We start from the raw sequence: 18,665 nt of genomic DNA on the forward strand, positions 1-18,665 counted from the left end.
TGCACACGAGACAGATGGGGGCGGCCAGCGGAGGACCTCAAACAGGCTCTTAGCCCGACACGATCGCCGCGGGTCCTGCTCCGCGAGAAAACGGCCCGACCCCCTGGAGCGGGGAGCGGGCCGGATCAAGCTGCGGATCGCATAGAGTCCCGGGCCGAGCCCGGGACGCGGAACTTGGCTCCCGGCGCCGAGGCCGGCCTCAGGCCGCGCTCGCCCGCGCTTGGCGGGCCTGCATCCGCGCCCTGAGCCGGTGGCGGCGGGCGGCGATCACCGTGCCGTTGACCTCGCCGCCGAACAGGAACATCGCCGCGAGCCAGTACAGGAACACGAGGAACACCATCGCGGTGGCCAAGCCCCCGTAGGTCGAGGCGTAGGCGTTCGAGAAGCGGTCGAGGTAGAACCCGAAGCCTAAGCCCGCGAAGAACCACAGCAGCAGCGTCACGCCGATGCCGGGCAGCACCGCGAGGAACGAGCGCCGGCCGGCCGCCACGAACTTGTGGGCGATGATCAGCACGGCGGCGAGCAGGAACGCGGTGATGCCGATCCGGCCGATCGCCACGGTGAGGCTCAAGGGTTCGAGGCCCGGCGCCACGAGGACGACGTTGCGCCAGATCAGCGGCCCGAGCACCACGAGCAGGGCGAAGGCGAGCATCGCGAAGGCGCCGCAGACGACGTAGCCGATCGATTCGAGCCGCGTCAGCCACCACGGCCGCATCTCGCGCAGGCCGTAGGCGCGGTTGAGCCCGACCCGCAGGCTCTCGACGCCGGACGAGGAGAAGTACAGGGCGAGCACGGCCCCCACCGTCAGCACGCCGCCGCGCTGCTCGGTGAGCACCCGGTGGACCTCGCCGACGATCGGCTTGGCGACCTCCCGCGGCCACGCGTCGAAGATCAGCACGCCGGCCTCGTCGGCCAGCGACTTGGTTCCCAGCAGGCCCGCGAGCGCCGCGAGCAGGATCAGGAACGGGAACAGCGAGGTCAGGGTCGAGAGCGCGATGTGGCTCGCGATCGCCCATCCGTCGTGGGAGACGAAGCGCTGCGCGGCGATGCCGGCGACTTCCAGGCTGGTGCGGAGGCGTCTCACGACCGGTGATGGTTTCCGAAAGCTCGAACTCGATCCGGATACGTGACGGTCCGGGTCCGCCCGTCAACGCGCGCGGGCCGATCGCCCGGCGTTCGCGCGGGCAGTGACGCCTTCGGGCAACGCGGGACACGGCGGATCGACGCATGGGCGCCCTGCCGCTTTCCCGGTTGTCACGGGCGCGTCCGCGTGCTGCCTGCGCGCCACCATGCCCGCCGCCCTCGCCAGACGCCTGATCCCCAGCCTGTTCGTCCTGATCTGGTCGACCGGCTTCATCGCGGCGCGCTACGTGGCGCCCTACGCCGAGCCCCTGCCCTTCGTGGCCGTGCGCGTTCTCGGCGTCGCCCTGGTGCTCGCGGTCATCGCGCTGGGCGTCGGGGTCTCATGGCCGCGGACGCGGGCCGGCTGGCGCGACGCGCTGGTGGCCGGCGTGCTGATGCAGGGGCTCTACATCGTCGGCGTGTTCTGGGCGGTGCATCGCGGCCTGCCCGCGGGGATCGCGGCGCTGGTCGGCAGCCTGCAGCCGCTGCTGACGGCGATGCTGGCGGGCCCGGTGCTCGGCGAGGTCGTGAGCCGGCGGCGCTGGCTCGGCATCGGGCTCGGCTTCCTCGGCGCCGGCCTCGTGCTCGCCCCGAAGATCGGCGCCGCGGGCGCGGCCGGCATCCCGCCGGTGGCGCTGGCCGCGTGCCTTGGCGCCATCGCCGCGATCACGCTGGGCACCCTCTGGCAGAAGCGCACGGGGGCCGAGGCGGACCTGCTCGCCACGGCGACGCTCCAGTTCGTCGGCGCCTGCGGGATCGCGGTGCCGCTGGCGCTCGTCTTCGGCGGCGGGCTGTCCGTGCCGCTGCTGCTGCCGGTCTGGCTCGGGATGGCGTGGTCGGTGCTGGTGAGCTCGGTGGCCGGCATCCTGCTGCTGCTGGTGCTGATCCGCCGCGGCGCGGTGGCGGGCGTGTCCGCGCTGCTGTTCCTGGTGCCGCCGGTCTCGGCGGGGCTCGCCTACCTGATGTTCGGCGAGGCGCTGACGCCGGTGCAGATCGCCGGCATGGCGGTCGCGGCGGTCGGCGTCGCGGTGGCGAGCCGGGGCTGACGGGCTTCACGTTGAATTGCAACCGGCGCGATAAAGAATTTGCTTCGCCGGACCCGACCTGACCTATATTGCCGATCACCGGAACCGTTCAGACGAGAGTGCCCGCCATGTCCGCCTCGCCCGCCTTCCAGTCCGAACCCCAGGACATCGTCGCCCTGACGCAGGCCGCGGCCGAGACCGCCAGGAAGCTCGTCGCCGAGGCGACCCGCCGCGTCCGCACCCGCGTGCTCGGGCCCGACGGCAAGGTCGACGCGGGCAAGTTGGAGGCCGAGCAGCATGCCGCCCACGGGCTCGCTTGGCTCGCGACCTACGGCGAGGCCGTGCGCGAGCTCGGCGCCTACGCCGCGGCCCTGCGCGAAGCGGGCCGCCTCGGCGAGACCGAGACGCTGCTCGTGAAGATCGGCGCGGGCGAGTACCTCGACCAGATGCTCTCGGGGCTCCCGATGAGCCAGGGCGAGATGGTGCGCCCGACGGGGTCGCTCGGGCTGTCGGCCCGCGAGGTGCAGCAGTTCCGCTCCGAGGCCGTCGAGGCGCTGATCGCCGACGGCAACACGCCGGAGAACCGCGCCGCCCTGGTCGGCAAGATCCGCGAGGGCGGCGGCGCGGCCACCATCGGCGATTCCGGCCTCGACGAGGACATGGAGGCGATCCGTTCCGAGATGCGCCGCTTCGGCAAGGCCGAGGTCGTGGCCCAGGCGCACGAATGGCACCTGAACAACGACTACATCCCGATGGAGATCGTCACCAAGATGGCCGAGCTCGGCGTCTTCGGCCTGACCATCCCCGAGGAATACGGCGGCATGGGCCTGCCGAAGATCTCGATGTGCGTGGTCTCCGAGGAGTTGTCGCGGGCCTACATCGGCGTCGGCTCGCTCGGCACCCGCTCGGAGATCGCCGCCGAGCTGATCCTGTGCGGCGGCACCGAAGAGCAGAAGAGCCGCTTCCTGCCCGGCATCGCCTCCGGCGACATCCTGCCGACCGCCGTGTTCACCGAGCCGAACACCGGCTCGGACCTCGCCAGCCTGCGCACCAGGGCGGTGCGGGACGGCGACATGTGGCGGATCTCGGGCAACAAGACCTGGATCACGCACCCCGTGCGCGCCGACATCATGACGGTGCTCGTGCGCACCAAGCCCGAGGAGAAGGGCCACCGCGGCCTGTCGATGCTGATCGCGGAGAAGCCCCGCGGCACCGACGCGGAGCCCTTCCCGGTCGCCGGCCTCAGCGGCGGCGAGATCGAGGTGCTCGGCTACCGCGGCATGAAGGAGTACGAGCTCGCCTTCGAGGATTTTTCCGTCCCCGCCGCCAACCTGCTGGGCGAGATCGAGGGCAAGGGCTTCGCCCAACTGATGCAGACCTTCGAGTCGGCCCGCATCCAGACGGCGGCGCGTGCCGTCGGCGTCGCGCAATCGGCCCTCGACCTGGGGCTGCGCTACGCCGAGGACCGGGTGCAGTTCGGAAAACCCCTGATCAGCTTCCCCCGCGTCGCCGACAAGCTCGCGATGATGGCGGTGGAGATCAACATCGCCCGCCAGCTCACCTACTTCTCGGCCCGCGAGAAGGACGCGGGCAAGCGCTGCGACCTCGAGGCCGGCATGGCCAAGCTCCTCGGCGCCCGCGTCGCGTGGGCGGCGGCCGACAACGCCCTCCAGATCCACGGGGGCAACGGCTTCGCCCTGGAATACGCGATCAGCCGCGTGCTGTGCGACGCCCGCATCCTCTCGATCTTCGAGGGCGCGGCCGAGATCCAGGCCCAGGTGATCGCGCGGCGGCTGCTCGAGGCGGCGTGAGGGATAGGGCGCGGGCGCCCTCTTTCGTTCCAGGCCTTCCGCGCGGAGCCCTCCCCCTTTAGCGGGGGAGGGTGGCCCTCGCGTGAGCGAGGGTCGGGAGAGGGGAACGCCCTTTCCGGAAGCGTCGCCCCCTCACCCGACTTAGCTCGCGGGCCAGCCTCTCCCGCAGAGGGGAGAGGGACGCGCGGACCGGGTTGCCTTCCGCTTCGCGGTATATCTCCAGAGAGGCCTCGTCGCGACAGTGGGAGTCCACACGAACCCGTCCCCGCTCCACCCGCCTGTGGGTGCGGCGCCGGGTGCGGCGGGGTGGAGCTTCACAAGGCTGTCACCCTGCTATTAGACTAAGCCCCGATGGAGAGGGCCTTTTCGTCACCACGCGAAGGGCTGGGACCGACCGGGATGCGTCCCGGCCCCCGCCGCGAGCCGGATGTGTCCGCCCGAGCCGGGCGCCCGATGCGCTTGGCGAGCCGCGCGTTCCGCCAGCCTTCGCCGCACCGCAGCCGCACGGCCGTCCATCGCTCCGTCGATCCTGTGTTCGGAACAGCACGTTCGAGCCCGCTCGCGCGTTGTCCCGCATGGCTTTCCGAAGAGTCGCGCCGATGATGGACCTCCAGACCCTCGTCCTCAACGCCGATTACCGGCCGCTCTCCTACAACCCGCTCTCCCTGTGGTGCTGGAAGGATGCCTTCACCGCCCTGTTCCTCGACCGCGTGACGCTCGTGGCGAATTACGACGTCGAGGCGCGCAGCCCGAGCCGGTCGCTCAAGGTGCCGAGCGTGGTGGCGCTGAAGAACTACGTCACGCTGGCCCGCAGCCCGGCGTTCACCCGCTACAACATCTACCTGCGCGACGGCTTCTCCTGCCAGTATTGCGGCCTGCGCCTGCCGGCGGGGGGCCTGACCTTCGACCACGTCAACCCGCGCTCGCGCGGCGGGCTTTCGACCTGGGAGAACGTCGTGGCCGCCTGCAGCCCGTGCAACCTGCGCAAGGCCAACCGCACCCCGCGCGAGGCCGAGATGCCGCTGCTGAACGAGCCGCGCCGGCCGACCCGCTACGAGCTGCACCACCGCCAGCCGGAGTTCGACCACCGGGATTACCACCACACGTGGCTCGACTACCTGTACTGGGACAGCGAGCTGGAGACCTGATCCGGCGTTTCGTCACGGGCCACGGCCTCCGCGCCGTCAGTCCGGGACCGCGTGGTGAACCCGGAATTCGACATCGTCTCACACGGTCTCCGGCCGATTGGTCCGGGAGATCGCTTCCGCGCTCTTCCCTCTCCCCTCTGCGGGAGAGGGTGGCCCGCGAGCTAAGTCGGGTGAGGGGAGCAACGTTTCCGTAAAGGGCGCTCCCCTCACTCGACCCTCGCGTGAGCCGAGGGCCACCCTCCCCCGCAGAGGGGGAGGGAGAACGCACGACCGACCTGATCGGCCGGAGACCGTATCACTCCGCATCCCGCGCCAGGAACCCGCGCCACCCTCCGAACCGCGAGATCTCCTCGGCCCCCGCGATTCCCGCCGCCTCGACCAGAAAACCCTTCGGGCTCGTGCCGTCGGCGAGCCGCAGCGTGCCGATGCCCAGCGGCGCGGGGATCGCCGCGACGAAGCCGCCGAAGGCGGCCGGCGGCAGCGCCCACACCTCGGTCTCGATCGCCGCGCCGGTGCCGGCCGCGACCCGCAGCAGTCCCGGCCGCTGCAGCGGACCGCCGGGCAGTGCGTAGAGGGCGTAGTCCGGCGCGGTCGGCACGCTGCGCAGGAAGCGGGCGCCGAGGCCGGTCAGCTCGCCGTTCAGCGGCAGTCCCGACAGGTGGGCGCCGACGACGGCGAGCTCGATCTCGCCAGCCGAGGCCCCCGGGGATGCCGCGGGGGGCGCGGGAACCGGCTCCCGGCTCGCCCCGATCGGGACGCCCGCTGCCGCATGGAGGCGCGCGCCGATGGCCGCGAGCACCCCGTCGCGGCCGCGCGGGGCGATCAGCGTGAGGCCGGAGGGAAAGCCGTCGCCGCGGAAGCGGCCGGGGACGGCGAGCGCGCACCAGTCGAGCAGGTTGACGAAGTTGGTGTAGGTGCCGAGCTCGCTGTTCGGACCGATCGGGTCGGCCTCGAGATCGGCAAGGGTGCGCGGGCGCGGATAGGTCGGCACGGCGAGCACGTCGACCGCGTCCCAGATCCCGTCCGCGACCCGGCGCAATTCGGCCAGGCGGTAGAGGCCGGCGAAGGCGTCGGCCGCCGTGAACGCTGCGGCGCCCGCGATGACGGTCCGCGTCGTCGGATGCAGGGCCTCGGGGGTGTCCTCGATCACCCGGCGGATCGCCTGGTAGCGCTCGGCCACCCACGGGCCGGTATAGAGCAGGCCCGCCGTCTCGAACAGCGGCGCGAAGTCGATCGCCGCCGCCGCACCGACGATGCCTTCGAGGTCCGCGAGGCCCGCGTCGAACGCGGCCTCGGCCAAGCCGTCCCCGCCGAAGCGGCGGGCCGCAGCGTCCGGCGCGCCGAGGCGAAGCCCCGGCGGGATCGCGGCGGGCGCGGCGGGCAGCGGCAGGTCGCGCGACCACGGATCGGCGGGGTCGTAATGAGCCATGACGCGGAACGCCGCGTCGGCGTCGGCCACCGTGCCGGCGAAGACCGAGAGGGTGTCGAGCGTCCGGCAGGCCGGCACGAGGCCGTGCGACGAGAGGCTGCCGAGCGAGGGCTTCAGCCCGACGACGTTGTTCAGCGCCGCCGGTACGCGGCCCGAGCCCGCCGTATCGGTGCCGACGGCGAAGGCGACGAGGCCGCGCGCCACGGCGACCGCCGACCCGCTGCTGGAGCCGCCGGGGACGTAGGCCGGATCGATCGCGTTCCGCGGCGCCGGGTAGGGCGTGCGCACGCCGACGAGCCCGGTGGCGAACTGGTCGAGGTTGGTCTTGCCGATCAGGATCGCGCCCGCCGCCAGCAGCCGGGCGACGGCGCGGGCGGTCTCGGTCGCCGTGTAGGCGAAGGCCGGGCAGGCGGCGGTCGTCGGCAGGCCCGCAACGTCGATGTTGTCCTTGACCGCGAACGGCACGCCCCAGAGCGGCTTTTTCGGATCGAAGGCGCCGAGGGCGTCCAGCGCCGCGTGCGCGGCCGCCTCCGGCACGAGGGTGAGGAAGATGCCGGGATCGTCGGCCGCCGCGATCCGGCGGTAGACCTTGGAGATCGTCGCGCGCGGATCGACGCCGGAGGCGTAGGCCGCGTGCAGGGCGGGGATCGTCGGGAACGGCGGCATGGACGGCTCCTCGATGTCACGGCGTTTCGGAGGCGCGCACCGTGCTGGGGCGTCGTCCCCTGTGCATCACCGCGCCGTCCCGGGCTCTGCTGCGCAGCCACGGGATGACGATGGCGGAGTGATGACGGGTGGCTACAGCCCGGCGAGGCGCGCGGCCTCCCGCGCGATCGCGCCGTCGGGGCTGATCAGCGCGTCCAGCACGGTGAAGTGGTTCGTGCCCGGCAGCGCCATCAGCGGGCCGGCGAGCCCGGCCGCCGCGCGGACGGCGTGGTAGGCGGCCGATTGCCGGCAGAGCTCCGGCAACTCGTCGGCGCCGTAGATGATCGCCGCGGGCGGGCCGCCTGCCCCGACGTGGCGGATCGGCGAGAGCGCCGCGATCTCGCCCGCCGTCAGGTGCAGGGCGTCGTTCAGGGCGGTGCCGGCGATCGGCGCGAGGTCGAACACGCCGCTGATCGCCAGGACCGCGTCGGCCTCGTCCTGCGCCAGCGCGGCGAGGTGGCCGCCGGCCGACCAGCCGGAGACGACGAGGCGGCGCTCCCCGGCCTCCGCGCGCAGCAGGCGGAGCGCCGCCCGGGTCTCGTCGGCGATTCCCGTGAGGCTCGCCTCGGGCGCGAGCGTGTAGCCGATCAGCGCCACGTCGAGGCCGAGCGCCAGCGGCCCCTCGGCCATGCAGGAGAAGCCGTCCCGGCCGTTGCGCTGCCAGTAGCCGCCGTGGAGGAAGGCGAAGAGCGGCGCGCTCGGCTGCCCGCTGCGGAACAGGTCGATCCGCTGGCGCTCGCCCGGGCCGTAGGCGAGGTCCAGCGCCTCGGGGTGGCCCTCCCGGAACCGGGCGCTGCGGGCGCGCCACCCGGCAACGATCTCGGCGCTGCCGGCGACCGCGCCGGAATTGTCGTAGGCCCGGCTGAGCGCCGCGCGGTCGAGGGTCCGCCAGTCGTGGGGCTCAGGCATCGTCGCCGGTTCCGAGATACCAATCGAGCAGGTCGCCGCCCTGCATGAAGACGATGCCGGGCCGTGCCAGCAGCGCGTCGAGGAGGCGCTCCAGCATTCCGATGCGGTGGGGCACGCCGGTGATGTAGGGGTGGATGGCAAACCCCATCACCTTGGCGCCGCCGAGCGGGCCGTCGCCCGCCGCCTCCGCCGCGAGCCGGTCGAGGTTGGCCAGCGCCCGCGCCACGAACTCGTCGGCGCGGTGGTGCTGGATGGCCAGCATCGGGATGTCGTTCAACTCGACCGAGTAGGGCAGCGCGACGAGCGGCCCGTGCTGCGTGGCGATCCGGCACGGCCGGTCGTCGACGACGAAGTCGCCGACGTAGTCCAGGCCGGCGGCCCTGAGGTGGTCGGGGGTGTCCAGCGTCTCGGTCAGGCCCGGCCCGAGCCAGCCGCGGGGCGGCGCGCCGGTGAAGCGGGTGATCGCCGCGACCGTCTGCGCGATCATCAGTGGCTGGTCCTCGGTGCGGTGCGTCGGCACCTGCTCGAAGCCGTGGGCCATGAACTCCCAGCCGGCGTCCCGCGCCGCGCCCGCCACCCGCGGATAGGCCGCGCAGACCGAGCCGTTGATCGACAGGGTCGGGCGGATGCCGCGCCGCGCGAACGCGTCGAGGACGCGCCAGAAGCCGACCCGCATCCCGTACTCGTGCCACGCCCAGTTCGGCAGGTCCGGCAGCAGGGAGGCGGCGGTCGGCGGCACCAGGATCTGGCGCGGCATGGGCAGGTCGATCAGCCAGTGCTCGACGTTGACCACCGGCCACACCGCGACGTGCTTGGCCCCGGGCAGCGCGAGCCGGGGCCGGTCGATCGCGGCGCGGTAGGCGAGGCGGTTCTCGGGCCGGCGGGGATCGTCGCGGGAGACGGGATTCATGCGGCCTTCGGGGCGTGGTGGCTGTGGAGCTGGGCCGAGAGCATCCGGCGCACGTCGTTGAAGGCGGGGCTCGACACGTCGCGGCGCCGGGGCAGGTCGATGGTGTGGACCGCCTCGATCCGGCCGGGCCCCGGCGACATCATCACGATGCGGTCGGCGAGGAAGATCGCCTCCTCGATGGCGTGGGTGACGAACAGCACGGTGAGCCCGGTGCGGCTCCAGAGATCCAGGAGCTCGTCCTGCAACCGCTCGCGGGTCATGGCGTCGAGGGCGCCGAACGGCTCGTCCATCAGCACCACCTCGGCGTCGTTGGCCAGCACCCGGGCGATGGCGACGCGCTGCTTCATGCCCCCCGAGAGCTGGTGCGGGTAGGCGTCAGCGAACGTCTGCAAGCCGACGAGGTCGATGTAGCGCTCCGCCGTCGCGCGCGCCTCCGCGGCCGGGCGGCCCCGCGACTTCGGCCCGAAGCCGATGTTGTCGCGCACCGAGAGCCACGGGAACAGGCCGTAATCCTGGAACACCATGCCGCGGCTCGGCCCGGGGCCGGGGATCGGCTTGCCCCACATCAGCGCCTGACCGCCGGTCGCCGCCTCGAAGCCGGCCACGATCCGCAGCAGGGTGGACTTGCCGCAGCCCGAGGCGCCGAGCAGGCAGACGAACTCGCCGCGGGACACGGTGAGGTTGGCGCCGCGCAGGGCCTCGATGGCGCGCCCCTGCGCCGCGTAGGTCTTCGCGACGTTGCGCACGTCGAGGATCGGCAGGCCAGGATCAGCCATCGGATTCAGCCATGGGCGGGACTCCACGCGAGCAGGCGGCGGCCGATCTCCATGACGATCCGGTCGGAGACGAAGCCGGCGACGCCGATCACCACCATGCCGCAGATCACGATCTCGGTGCGCGAGAGCTGGCGCGCCTCCATGATGATCGCGCCGAGCCCCGTCTGCACGCCGGTCATCTCGCCGACGACGATCACCACCCAGGCGAAGCCGAGGCCGAGGCGAAGGCCGGTGAAGATCGAGGGGAGGGCGGCCGGCAGCACCACGCGGGCAAACTGCGCCGTCCCGGTGCAGCCGAGCATGGCGGCGGCCTCGAACAGGCGCGGCTCGACCGAGCGCACGCCGAAGATCGTGTTGACGAGGATCGGGTAGAACGCGCCGAGGAACACGAGGAAGTAGGCCGAGCGCGGCCCTAGGCCGAACAGGATCATGGCGAGCGGCAGCCACGCGGTGACGGGCACCGGGCGCAGGATCTGGAAGGTCGGATCGAGCAGCGCGCGCATCAGCGGCACGCGGCCGATCAGCAGGCCGAGCGGCAGGGCGGCCGCGACGGCCAGCGCGAAGCCGCCGAAGACGCGGGCGAGCGAGGCGGCGAGGTGCGTCCACAGGGTGCCGCTGAAGGCGTCGTCGTTGATCCCGCCGAGGGCGAGGTCGCGCATCTCGGTCCAGACCTCGGCCGGCGGCGGGATCAGGCTGTAGGGTTTTCCGACGGTCGCGAGGTGCCAGATGAGGGCGAGCGCCGCCGGGATGACGAGGGCGAACGCCGGAGCTTGCAGGCGCTTGGCAGCTTGCAGGCGCTTGGCCAGCGCCGAGCCTCCCCCGCGACCGGTCGGGCCGCGGGTTCCCTCTCCCGTGCCGGAGAGGGTGAGGGACGTGCCCTCTGCGGACGGACCTGATCCCTCACCCCGACCCTCTCCCGCACGGGAGAGGGGGAGCGTCGCGTCGCCCGGAGCGATCAGGGCGGTCTTCGTCGCTGCCGTCGCGCTCATGGCCGGCCTCCCGTCCCTCGGAGCGCCGTCAGGCGCCGCGCATCGCGTCGACGAACTTCGTGTCGATGAAGCCCGCCTCCGGCAACCGCTTGATCTGCTTCAGGGCCAGCATGTGCCCGGCATAGGCGTTGGCCTGCCGCACCTCCTCGGCCCCGAGCTTCCACTTCAGCTCGACGTTCGGCGCGGAGACCTCCAGCGCCTCGCGCTTCTGGCCGAGCTTGGACACCGCCATGGCGATCATGGCGTCGCGGTCCCTGGCCGCGAACTCGGTGCCCTTGCGGTGGATCTCCAGCATGGTGCGCACGAGGTCGGGCTTCTCGGCGATGGTGTCGCGGTGGACGCCGAACACCATGTTGAGCGCGCCCATCTCGGTGCCGTAGGGGTACTCGACGAGCTGGCCGACGCCGGTGGAGAGGCTGACGCCGGGACCGGGCTCGGCGCCGACGTAGGCGTCGATGTCGCCGCGCGCGAGCGCGATGTGCATCTCGGAGAACGAGATGCGCACCGGCTCGACGTCGCGCACGCTCATCCCCTCCATGCGCAGGCGCTCGAGAACGAAGACCTCCTGCGTGCTGCCGGGCCAGATCGCGACGCGCTTGCCCCTCAGGTCCTTGATCGCGTGGAGGTCCGAGCCCTTCTTCGAGATGATCGCCATGCCGCCGTTGCAGGTCGAGGCGATGACCACCAGCGGCTCGCCCGCCGCAGCCCCGAGGGTGGCGGCGGCGATGCCGAAGGTGCCGAAATCCACCGACTTGGTGACGACGGCGTTCTTGCACTCGGTCGGGCTCTCGAAGGGCACCACCTCGACCCGGGTGCCGGCCGGGGTGAAGCGCTCGTAGAAGTACGGCGCGATCGAGTGGATCAGCTTGAGCGAGCCCATCCGGATCGTCGTCGGCGTCTCGGCGCGGGCGACGAAGGGGGCGGAGACGAGCCCGGCGCCGAGGCCGGCGAGGAGGGTGCGGCGGGCGATCATCGTGGCGGCTCCGGGAGGGATGTCGGGCGGATCGAAGGCTAGGCCGATCCGGCGTTGCGAACGAGTGCTCTTTCAGGATGCAGGTGTTGCGATTTCGGCAACGGACCGGCTGGAGCTCCGCGGAGCCGTGCAGGACTCGTGCCTTGCCCGGCGCGCGCCTTGTCCGGCGCGCGCCTCGCCGCCGGGGGCCGCCCGTGAAGCACACCCGCACGCCGGCCTGCGTCGCCGAGGTCGCCCGCCGCGGGTCGATCCGGCGGGCGGGCGACCTCCACGTCCTGTATTCCTGCCGCCAGCCGCTCTGCGCGCTGATGCGCGCCGCGCACCCGCTGGCGCGGGAGGCCGGCCCCGTGCGGCTGCGCGACTGCCTCGCCCACCCGCTGGCGCTGCCGGACCGGTCGCTGGCCATCCGCCGCCACCTCGAACGGGCACTGGCGCGGCGCGGCGTGCCGCTCGGGCCGGCGGTCGAGTCGGGCTCGCTCGAGTTCCTGCGCAACCTCGTGCTGCGCGAGGGTATCGTGAGCCTCCAGGTGCCGAGCGGCATCCCGGACGACCCGTGGCTGGCGAGCCGCCCGATCGACCCGCGCGACCTCGATCCGATGGTGATGATCCTGGGTCAGTTGCGCGGGCGGATGCTCCCGGTCGCGGCGGCGAAGGTCGCCGACCAGCTCAGAAGGCCTGCACCGGCGCCACCCGGCCGCCGCGGACGCCCGACGCGATTTGAGCGCGGCGGCGGGAGCGAAACGGCACCGATCCGCATTCTCCTCAAGCGATGCGCGCGGCACGGGATGGGCGGGATGACGACCGATCGACGCCTCATCCATGCCAGCAGCAACGGCGATCGCTGGTGGCTCTGCCGCGGCGACGATCCCGCCGACGTGGCGATCCTCCACGAGCCGAACGCGCCCTCGGGCGGCCGTGCCTCGCGGGTGTCGGTCGGCGCCTTCCTGCGCGCAGGCGCAGGCGGCCCCGAGCATCAGGCGCTCCTGCACCTGATCGGCTCCCTCATCGCGGACGCTTCACCGCCGTCGCCGCCGCCGGCCCCCGAGCCGGGCGCGGCGGCGGCCGAACCCACGCCGGGCGAGGCGCTCGCGTAGCGGATGGTGCGATTTTCACGCATTCGGACGGGTCGATGCTCGCAGCGCGCAACATCGTGAGTTGAGGCGCGGGTCCCCTCTAGCGTTCGGGAGAGGGACAGGGTGAGGGATGAGAAGTGTCCGGATAAGTCGCATCCCTCCCCCCAACCCTCCCTCCTGGGCTAGCGGCTTCACACGTCTACCCGTCTGGCCTGGAGCCTGGCGCCTCGCTGTCCGGACGTCGGGTTCGCCGAGGCGCGGGGCCTCGATGTCGAAGCCCTTGGTCTTCAGGGTGCCGACCCCCTGCTCGATGCACCGGCGCCGACGCCGGAACGCCACCCGGGCGCGGGCATCGGCCAAGCCCTCGACCGCATGGGGGGTGACGCGCCGCCAAGGGACCCCGCCGGCGGCCGGCGGATCGCCCTCGCGCACGGCGACGGCCTGGACCGTCACGGGGGCGGGCAGGCCTTCGCGCGGTCCGGTTCTTCGGGCGGGCGCACACGACCCCCCCACGAAGTTCACGACGGGGAAGCAGAGGCCGCGCCAAAGCGCAAACCGAGATGTGGGAATACGGGAGACCCCTGGGAGAGGCCCGGCTGCACCCCGTCGTGCAGCCGGGAAGCGAGAGGCGAAGCCGAAGCGACGGTGAGGGGGCGCCAACGGAAGGGTCTCGTCCGGGTTGGCCCCCTCACCCTCGGCTGCCGCCTTGGCCCACGGCGATGGGGTCGTCGCGGCCCTCTCCCCGCAAGCGGGGCGAGGGGATGTGCAGCCACCGACGCGGCAAGCGCCGAGATGTGTGAAATCGCGGGGCCGGCATTGGACGGGCGAACCCGTGCCCTCGCCGCGCGCGGCCACGAAAAAGGCCGGCCCCGATCCCGGAGCCGGCCTTGTCGTCCACGGGGACGAGAACGGTGGGACGCGCCGGCCTCAGCGGGCCGGGCCGCCGGCGGTGCCGCCCGCGTTCGGGGCCATCTTGTTGGTCTGATCGGAATTGCCGCCCTTGGCGGAATCGGTCGCGCCGGTGCCCGGTGCGCCGGCCGGACTGCCGACGCTGCCGGTGGTCGCCGCGCCGCCGGCGCCCGGGGGCGTGTCGAGCGGGCCGCCGCTGGTCTGTCCGGACTGGGGCACCGTCCGCGAGGGCTGGCTGGCGTTGCCGGAATCCTGCGCCAGGACGGGGGAGACGGCAAGGAGCGTTCCGGCGAGGGCGAGGGCGGCGTAGCGCATGAGATGACGTTTCCGTATAGCTGAGGATTATGCCGGGGAACGTGCGAATACAGGTTCCGTTCCTCCCCGGCGGGCGCACGGCTCACTCGGCCAGCCCGCCGGCCTCCAGGAAACGCTCGAGCCAGTGGATGTCGTAGAGCCCGTTCTGCACGTCGGCGTTGCGCACCAGGGTGCGGAACAGGGGCAGGGTGGTGTCGAGGCCGTCGATCACGAATTCGTCGAGCGCCCGGCGCAGGCGCATCAGGCACTCGTTGCGGGTGCGGCCGTGGACGATGAGCTTGCCGATCAGCGAGTCGTAGTGCGGCGGCACCCGGTAGCCCTGGAAGGCGGCCGAATCGACGCGGACCCCCAAGCCCCCCGGCGGGTGGTAGTAGGTGATCAGGCCGGGCGAGGGCCGGAAGGTCGCCGGGTGCTCGGCGTTGATCCGGCACTCGATGGCGTGGCCCTCGACCCGGATGTCGCCCTGCGCCACCGACAGGGCGCCGCCGGCCGCCACCCGGATCTGCTCGATCACGAGGTCGATGCCGGTGATCATCTCGGTGACCGGGTGCTCCACCTGGATGCGCGTGTTCATCTCGATGAAGTAGAACCGCCCGTCCTCGTACAGGAACTCGACGGTGCCGGCGCCGAGGTAGCGGAGGTTCTTCATCGCGTCGGCGCAGATGCCGCCGATCTCGGCCCGCATGGCGTCGTTCAGCGCCGGCGAGCCGCCCTCCTCCCAGACCTTCTGGTGGCGGCGCTGGAGCGAGCAGTCGCGCTCGGCCAGGTGCACCGCGTGGCCCTGGCCGTCGCCGAGCACCTGGACCTCGATGTGGCGCGGGTTGGTGAGGTACTTCTCCAGGTAGACCGCGTCGTCGCCGAAGGCGGCCTTGGCCTCGGAGCGGGCCATGCCGAGCGCTTGGCTCAGCTCGGATTCGGAGCGCGCCACCTTCATGCCGCGCCCGCCGCCGCCGGCCGCCGCCTTGACCAGCACCGGATAGCCGATCCCGGCCGCGACGCGCTTGGCCTCCTCCGGCTCCGCGATCCCGCCCTCCGAGCCCGGCACGCAGGGGATGCCGAGGCGCAGCGCCGTGCGCTTGGCCTCGATCTTGTCGCCCATGATCCGGATGTGCTCGGCCTTGGGGCCGATGAAGCCGATCTCGTGGTGGGCCAGCACCTCGGCAAAGTGCGCGTTCTCCGACAGGAAGCCGTAGCCGGGGTGGACCGCGTCGGCCCCGGTGATCTCGCAGGCGGCGATGATCGAGGGGATGTTGAGGTAGCTGTCGCGCGCGGCCGGCGGGCCGATGCAGACGCTCTCGTCGGCCAGCCGCACGTGCATCGCGTCGGCATCGGCCGTGGAGTGCACCGCGACGGTGGCGATCCCGAGTTCCTTGGCCGCCCGCAGGATGCGCAGCGCGATCTCGCCGCGGTTGGCGATCAGGATCTTGTCGAACATCGGCTAGGGCGCTCTTCGACGACGTGGACACCGGTTCGTCGCAAGAGAGCGCGACAAACAAAGATTCAGAGCCGCCGGCCTGATGCGGTCAGGCCGGCGGCTCTAATCGATCGCGAGCAGGGCTTCGCCGTACTCGACCGGCTGCCCGTCCTCGACGAAGATCGCGGCGACGGTGCCGGCGCGCGGCGCGACGATCTCGTTGAAGGTCTTCATCGCCTCGATCAAGAGCAGCTTGTCGCCGGCCTCGACCCGGGCGCCGACCTCGACGAAGGCCTTGGCCTCGGGCGAGGGGCGGAGATACGCGGTGCCGACCATCGGCGAGGGCACGGCGCCGGGATGCGCCTTGCCGCGCTCGGGCGCCGCGCCGGGGCCGGGCGCGGGCGGCGCTGCGGCGACCGCCGGGGCCGCGGCGACCGGGGCAGCCACCTGCACGCTCACCGGCTCGATCCGGCGGACGACGCGGATGCGCAGGTCCCCCTTCTCGACCTCGATCTCGGACAGGCCGGTCTCGGTGACGAGGTTGGCGAGTTCGCGCACGAGCTCGGAATCGATCGGATCGTGCTTGGGCATCGTGGCCTGTCTTCTCGGGACGTTCTTCTCGGGCCGCTCGTCCCGGGGTCTGCCGTGCCGCGGGGACGGCCGTCAGACGAGGGTCCTCGGCCGCGGCGCGCGCCTCAGCAGGCGGCGTGGCCGCACTGGCGCACGTCGGCGATGGTCTTGCGGATCGGATCAACGCCGACGGCGCCGGGGATGATCTCGTCGCCGATGATGAAGGCGGGCGTGCCCGACAGGCCGAGCTTGTCGCCCAAGGACCGGTTCTCGGCAAGCGCGGCCTTCACCTCGGGCCCCTGTGCGTCCTTCTGGAGCCGGCCCACGTCGAGGCCCATCTCCTTGGCGACCTGGAGCGCCTTGGCGCCGTTCACCCGGCCCTTCGAATCGAGCAGCTTCTGGTGGTAGTCGAACAGCCTGTCGCCCTTGAGCTGCTGCTTGACCGCGATGGCGATCTGGCTCGCCTCCAGCGACTCGGGACCGAGCACGGGGAAGTCCTTGATGACGACGCGCAGCTTCGGATCGGCCTTGATCAGCGCCTGGACGTCGCCCAGCGCCTTGCGGCAGTAGCCGCAATTGTAGTCGAAGAACTCGATCATCGTGACGTCGCCCGCCGGGTTGCCCGCGACCACGTCGTGCGGGCTGTCGAGGAGCGCCTTCTGCGACTCCTTCAGCGCCGCCGCCTGGGCGAGGCGCTGGGTCTCCATCTGGCGCTTCTCGCCCTCGGCGATCGCCTCCTGCAGCACCTCGGGGTTCCTGACGAGGTAGTCCTTGACGATCGCCTCGATGCCGGCGCGCTGCGCGTCGGTGAAGGGGGAGGCCGGTGCCGTCTGCGCGAGCGCCGGCGCACCGAGCGCGAGCGTCAGGGCGAGGATCGGGAGGGATCGGGGGAAGGGCATGCGTCCTCGCTGGGCGGGCACGGCGGGCCGGCCGGCGCGTGACCGGTCGGTAGCGGCCGGGTTAGGCGTTTTCGCGGCGCCGGGTCAATCGTCGGCGCGTTCCGCCAGCACGTCCGCGTCGAGCGTTCCCATGATCAATCCCGTCCGCGCCTTCTGGCTGCGCCCGCGCCTCCTCGGCGCGATCGGCGTCGCCCTCGGCCTCGCCCTGATCCTGCCGAGCCCATCGACGGGCATGCGCCTGCTCACGGGCTGGTGCGCCGGCGTCATCGTCTACGCCGTCCTCATCGTGCGCCAGTCCACGGGCCAGTCGCGCGCGTCCTTGCGCCGGCAGGCCGCGCGCCTCGACGACAGCGCCGCGGTGATCTCGCTGTTCGCGCTGCTCGCCGCCGCCGCGAGCTTCGGGGCGGTGGGCGTGCTGGTGCTGGGCGGGCAGGCGACCGGCGCCGGCAAGGCCTACGACCTCGCGCTCGCAGGCGCGACGGTGCTCTGCACCTGGGTGTTCGTGCAACTCGTCTTCACGATCCACTACGCTCACGTCTATTACGGCGCGGGCGACGCGGGCGAGAGCCGCGGCGGCCTCGACTTCCACGGCGACGCGGAGCCCGACTTCTGGGACTTCCTGTACTTCACCGTCACCATCGGCACGGCGGCCGCGACCTCGGACACCAACATCACGAGCAAGCGCATGCGCCGGATCGCGACGGTGCAGACCGTCTACGCCTACCTGTTCAACACCGGCGTGCTGGCGCTCGCGGTGAACATGGCGGCCGGATTCGTGGGGCATTGAGGGGGGCGGGATCCGTTCGGACGAAGAAGATTGCAGCGGCTTCCGCCGGTCTGCCTCCGACCGCCGAGCGTCGCACTCCGCCTCGGCCTGCTCGTGCCGGCTGCACCTCTCGTCCGCGCCGAGCCGCCCTACGCCTGTCCGCGATGTCCCCGGATCGGATGCAGATCTCCTGAGCTTTCATGCGAGGGAGGGGAGAACGTGTCGCGCTGATCGGGCGTGCGCGGTCACGCTGTATAGCGGGTGGTGTTAGGCTGCACCGCGCGCCGCAATAGGACCACGGGACGGCATCACGGCGATGGAGGGTGGATGCGCCATCCAGAAGGTACGTTACCGGACCAGATTGCCACCCGTCTTCTCCGGGACGAGGCCGTAGCATGGTGGGGTCGGCCGGTTCAGGGGCTCAGGCTCACCGCACGTGATGGTTTCCTGATCCCGTTCAGTTGCCTATGGGGAGGCTTCGCGATCTTCTGGGAGGTCTCCGTTCTGCGAGGCGCCGGTCCATCGTTCTTCGCGCTGTTCGGAATCCCCTTCGTCCTGATCGGACTTTTCCTGATCTTTGGTCGCTTCCTCGTTGATGCGTGGTTGCGCCAACACACGATCTACGCGCTCACGGACCGTCGTGTGCTGATCGCGCGGTCGGGGCCTTGGCCAAGCTTCAGGGCAGTCAGCTTGGATCGGCTGCCCGAGGCAAGTCTGACTGAAAGCTCGAACGGCCGGGGAACCATCAGGTTCGGACCATCGGCGTCCGTCTTGGGAAGCATGAACGGCACGAACTTGGGAGGGGCCTGGATCGCGGCACTGGATTCGACGCCTCAGTTCCTGGGCATCGACGATGCCCAGCGTGTCTTTGCCGCTGTTCAGGAACGGTCCGTCGGGGGTACTCGATGAGAGGGCGCGTTCC

At 72.0% G+C, this 18,665-nt stretch carries 16 protein-coding genes and 1 pseudogene; 6 read left to right on the forward strand and 11 right to left on the reverse strand.

Annotated elements, in window-relative coordinates; all coding sequences use genetic code 11:
• Positions 1-199: 199 nt before the first annotated feature.
• Positions 200-1,084, reverse strand: a complete 885-nt coding sequence (locus ACFE8Y_RS06315; RefSeq protein ID WP_375463541.1) for a YihY/virulence factor BrkB family protein — start codon at positions 1,082-1,084, stop codon at positions 200-202.
• A 205-nt stretch (positions 1,085-1,289) separates the two neighbouring features.
• Here ACFE8Y_RS06315 and ACFE8Y_RS06320 point away from each other — a divergent pair, with 205 nt between their 5' ends.
• The 3 genes from ACFE8Y_RS06320 to ACFE8Y_RS06330 all read left to right on the forward strand — a co-directional run bounded on the left by ACFE8Y_RS06320 (position 1,290) and on the right by ACFE8Y_RS06330 (position 5,106).
• Positions 1,290-2,168: a DMT family transporter gene (locus ACFE8Y_RS06320; protein WP_375463542.1), complete on the forward strand. Its 879-nt coding sequence runs from the start codon at positions 1,290-1,292 to the stop codon at positions 2,166-2,168.
• A 107-nt stretch (positions 2,169-2,275) separates the two neighbouring features.
• On the forward strand, positions 2,276-3,958 hold the full coding sequence (locus ACFE8Y_RS06325) for an acyl-CoA dehydrogenase family protein (RefSeq protein WP_375463543.1): 1,683 nt from the start codon (positions 2,276-2,278) through the stop codon (positions 3,956-3,958).
• 599 nt (positions 3,959-4,557) lie between these two features.
• Positions 4,558-5,106, forward strand: coding sequence for an HNH endonuclease (locus ACFE8Y_RS06330; RefSeq protein ID WP_375463544.1), 549 nt, complete (start codon positions 4,558-4,560; stop codon positions 5,104-5,106).
• Between the two features lie 295 nt (positions 5,107-5,401).
• Here ACFE8Y_RS06330 and atzF read toward each other — a convergent pair whose 3' ends face one another.
• The 6 genes from atzF to ACFE8Y_RS06360 all read right to left on the reverse strand — a co-directional run bounded on the left by atzF (position 5,402) and on the right by ACFE8Y_RS06360 (position 11,797).
• Entirely contained in the window at positions 5,402-7,201 is a 1,800-nt protein-coding gene (atzF, locus tag ACFE8Y_RS06335; RefSeq protein WP_375463545.1) for an allophanate hydrolase, read from the reverse strand.
• A 132-nt stretch (positions 7,202-7,333) separates the two neighbouring features.
• A complete protein-coding gene (locus ACFE8Y_RS06340; RefSeq protein ID WP_375463546.1) occupies positions 7,334-8,149 on the reverse strand; it encodes an alpha/beta hydrolase in 816 nt (271 codons plus the stop codon).
• Entirely contained in the window at positions 8,142-9,059 is a 918-nt protein-coding gene (locus tag ACFE8Y_RS06345) for a polysaccharide deacetylase family protein (RefSeq protein ID WP_375463547.1), read from the reverse strand. Before ACFE8Y_RS06345 ends, ACFE8Y_RS06340 begins: the two co-directional genes overlap by 8 nt.
• Positions 9,056-9,835: an ABC transporter ATP-binding protein gene (locus ACFE8Y_RS06350; RefSeq protein WP_375463548.1), complete on the reverse strand. Its 780-nt coding sequence runs from the start codon at positions 9,833-9,835 to the stop codon at positions 9,056-9,058. Before ACFE8Y_RS06350 ends, ACFE8Y_RS06345 begins: the two co-directional genes overlap by 4 nt.
• Before the next feature lie 5 nt (positions 9,836-9,840).
• Positions 9,841-10,824 (reverse strand): ABC transporter permease, encoded by a 984-nt coding sequence (locus ACFE8Y_RS06355; protein ID WP_375463549.1) that lies wholly within the window; start codon positions 10,822-10,824, stop codon positions 9,841-9,843.
• 28 nt (positions 10,825-10,852) lie between these two features.
• On the reverse strand, positions 10,853-11,797 hold the full coding sequence (locus ACFE8Y_RS06360; protein ID WP_375463550.1) for an ABC transporter substrate-binding protein: 945 nt from the start codon (positions 11,795-11,797) through the stop codon (positions 10,853-10,855).
• A 257-nt stretch (positions 11,798-12,054) separates the two neighbouring features.
• On the opposite strand from ACFE8Y_RS06360, the pseudogene ACFE8Y_RS06365 reads away from it, so the two are divergent.
• Positions 12,055-12,465 (forward strand): annotated as a pseudogene (locus ACFE8Y_RS06365) (LysR substrate-binding domain-containing protein); the annotation flags it as partial.
• 1,332 nt (positions 12,466-13,797) lie between these two features.
• Here ACFE8Y_RS06365 and ACFE8Y_RS06370 read toward each other — a convergent pair.
• The 4 genes from ACFE8Y_RS06370 to ACFE8Y_RS06385 all read right to left on the reverse strand — a co-directional run bounded on the left by ACFE8Y_RS06370 (position 13,798) and on the right by ACFE8Y_RS06385 (position 16,977).
• Complete coding sequence (locus ACFE8Y_RS06370) at positions 13,798-14,094, reverse strand: hypothetical protein (protein WP_375463551.1); 297 nt, start codon at positions 14,092-14,094, stop codon at positions 13,798-13,800.
• An 82-nt stretch (positions 14,095-14,176) separates the two neighbouring features.
• Complete coding sequence (accC, locus tag ACFE8Y_RS06375; RefSeq protein WP_375463552.1) at positions 14,177-15,529, reverse strand: acetyl-CoA carboxylase biotin carboxylase subunit; 1,353 nt, start codon at positions 15,527-15,529, stop codon at positions 14,177-14,179.
• A 102-nt stretch (positions 15,530-15,631) separates the two neighbouring features.
• The gene (accB, locus tag ACFE8Y_RS06380) at positions 15,632-16,099 is read right to left on the reverse strand and encodes an acetyl-CoA carboxylase biotin carboxyl carrier protein (protein ID WP_375463553.1); all 468 of its coding nucleotides are present in this window, start codon (positions 16,097-16,099) and stop codon (positions 15,632-15,634) included.
• A 104-nt stretch (positions 16,100-16,203) separates the two neighbouring features.
• Complete coding sequence (locus tag ACFE8Y_RS06385; protein ID WP_375463554.1) at positions 16,204-16,977, reverse strand: DsbA family protein; 774 nt, start codon at positions 16,975-16,977, stop codon at positions 16,204-16,206.
• A gap of 130 nt (positions 16,978-17,107) precedes the next feature.
• Between ACFE8Y_RS06385 and ACFE8Y_RS06390 the strand changes: the two genes are divergently transcribed.
• Positions 17,108-17,764, forward strand: coding sequence for a DUF1345 domain-containing protein (locus ACFE8Y_RS06390; RefSeq protein ID WP_375463555.1), 657 nt, complete (start codon positions 17,108-17,110; stop codon positions 17,762-17,764).
• A 306-nt stretch (positions 17,765-18,070) separates the two neighbouring features.
• Positions 18,071-18,652, forward strand: coding sequence for a PH domain-containing protein (locus ACFE8Y_RS06395; protein WP_375463556.1), 582 nt, complete (start codon positions 18,071-18,073; stop codon positions 18,650-18,652).
• Positions 18,653-18,665: the final 13 nt, after the last annotated feature.

It is taken from the genome of uncultured Methylobacterium sp. (genome assembly GCF_964242245.1).
Lineage (GTDB): Bacteria > Pseudomonadota > Alphaproteobacteria > Rhizobiales > Beijerinckiaceae > Methylobacterium.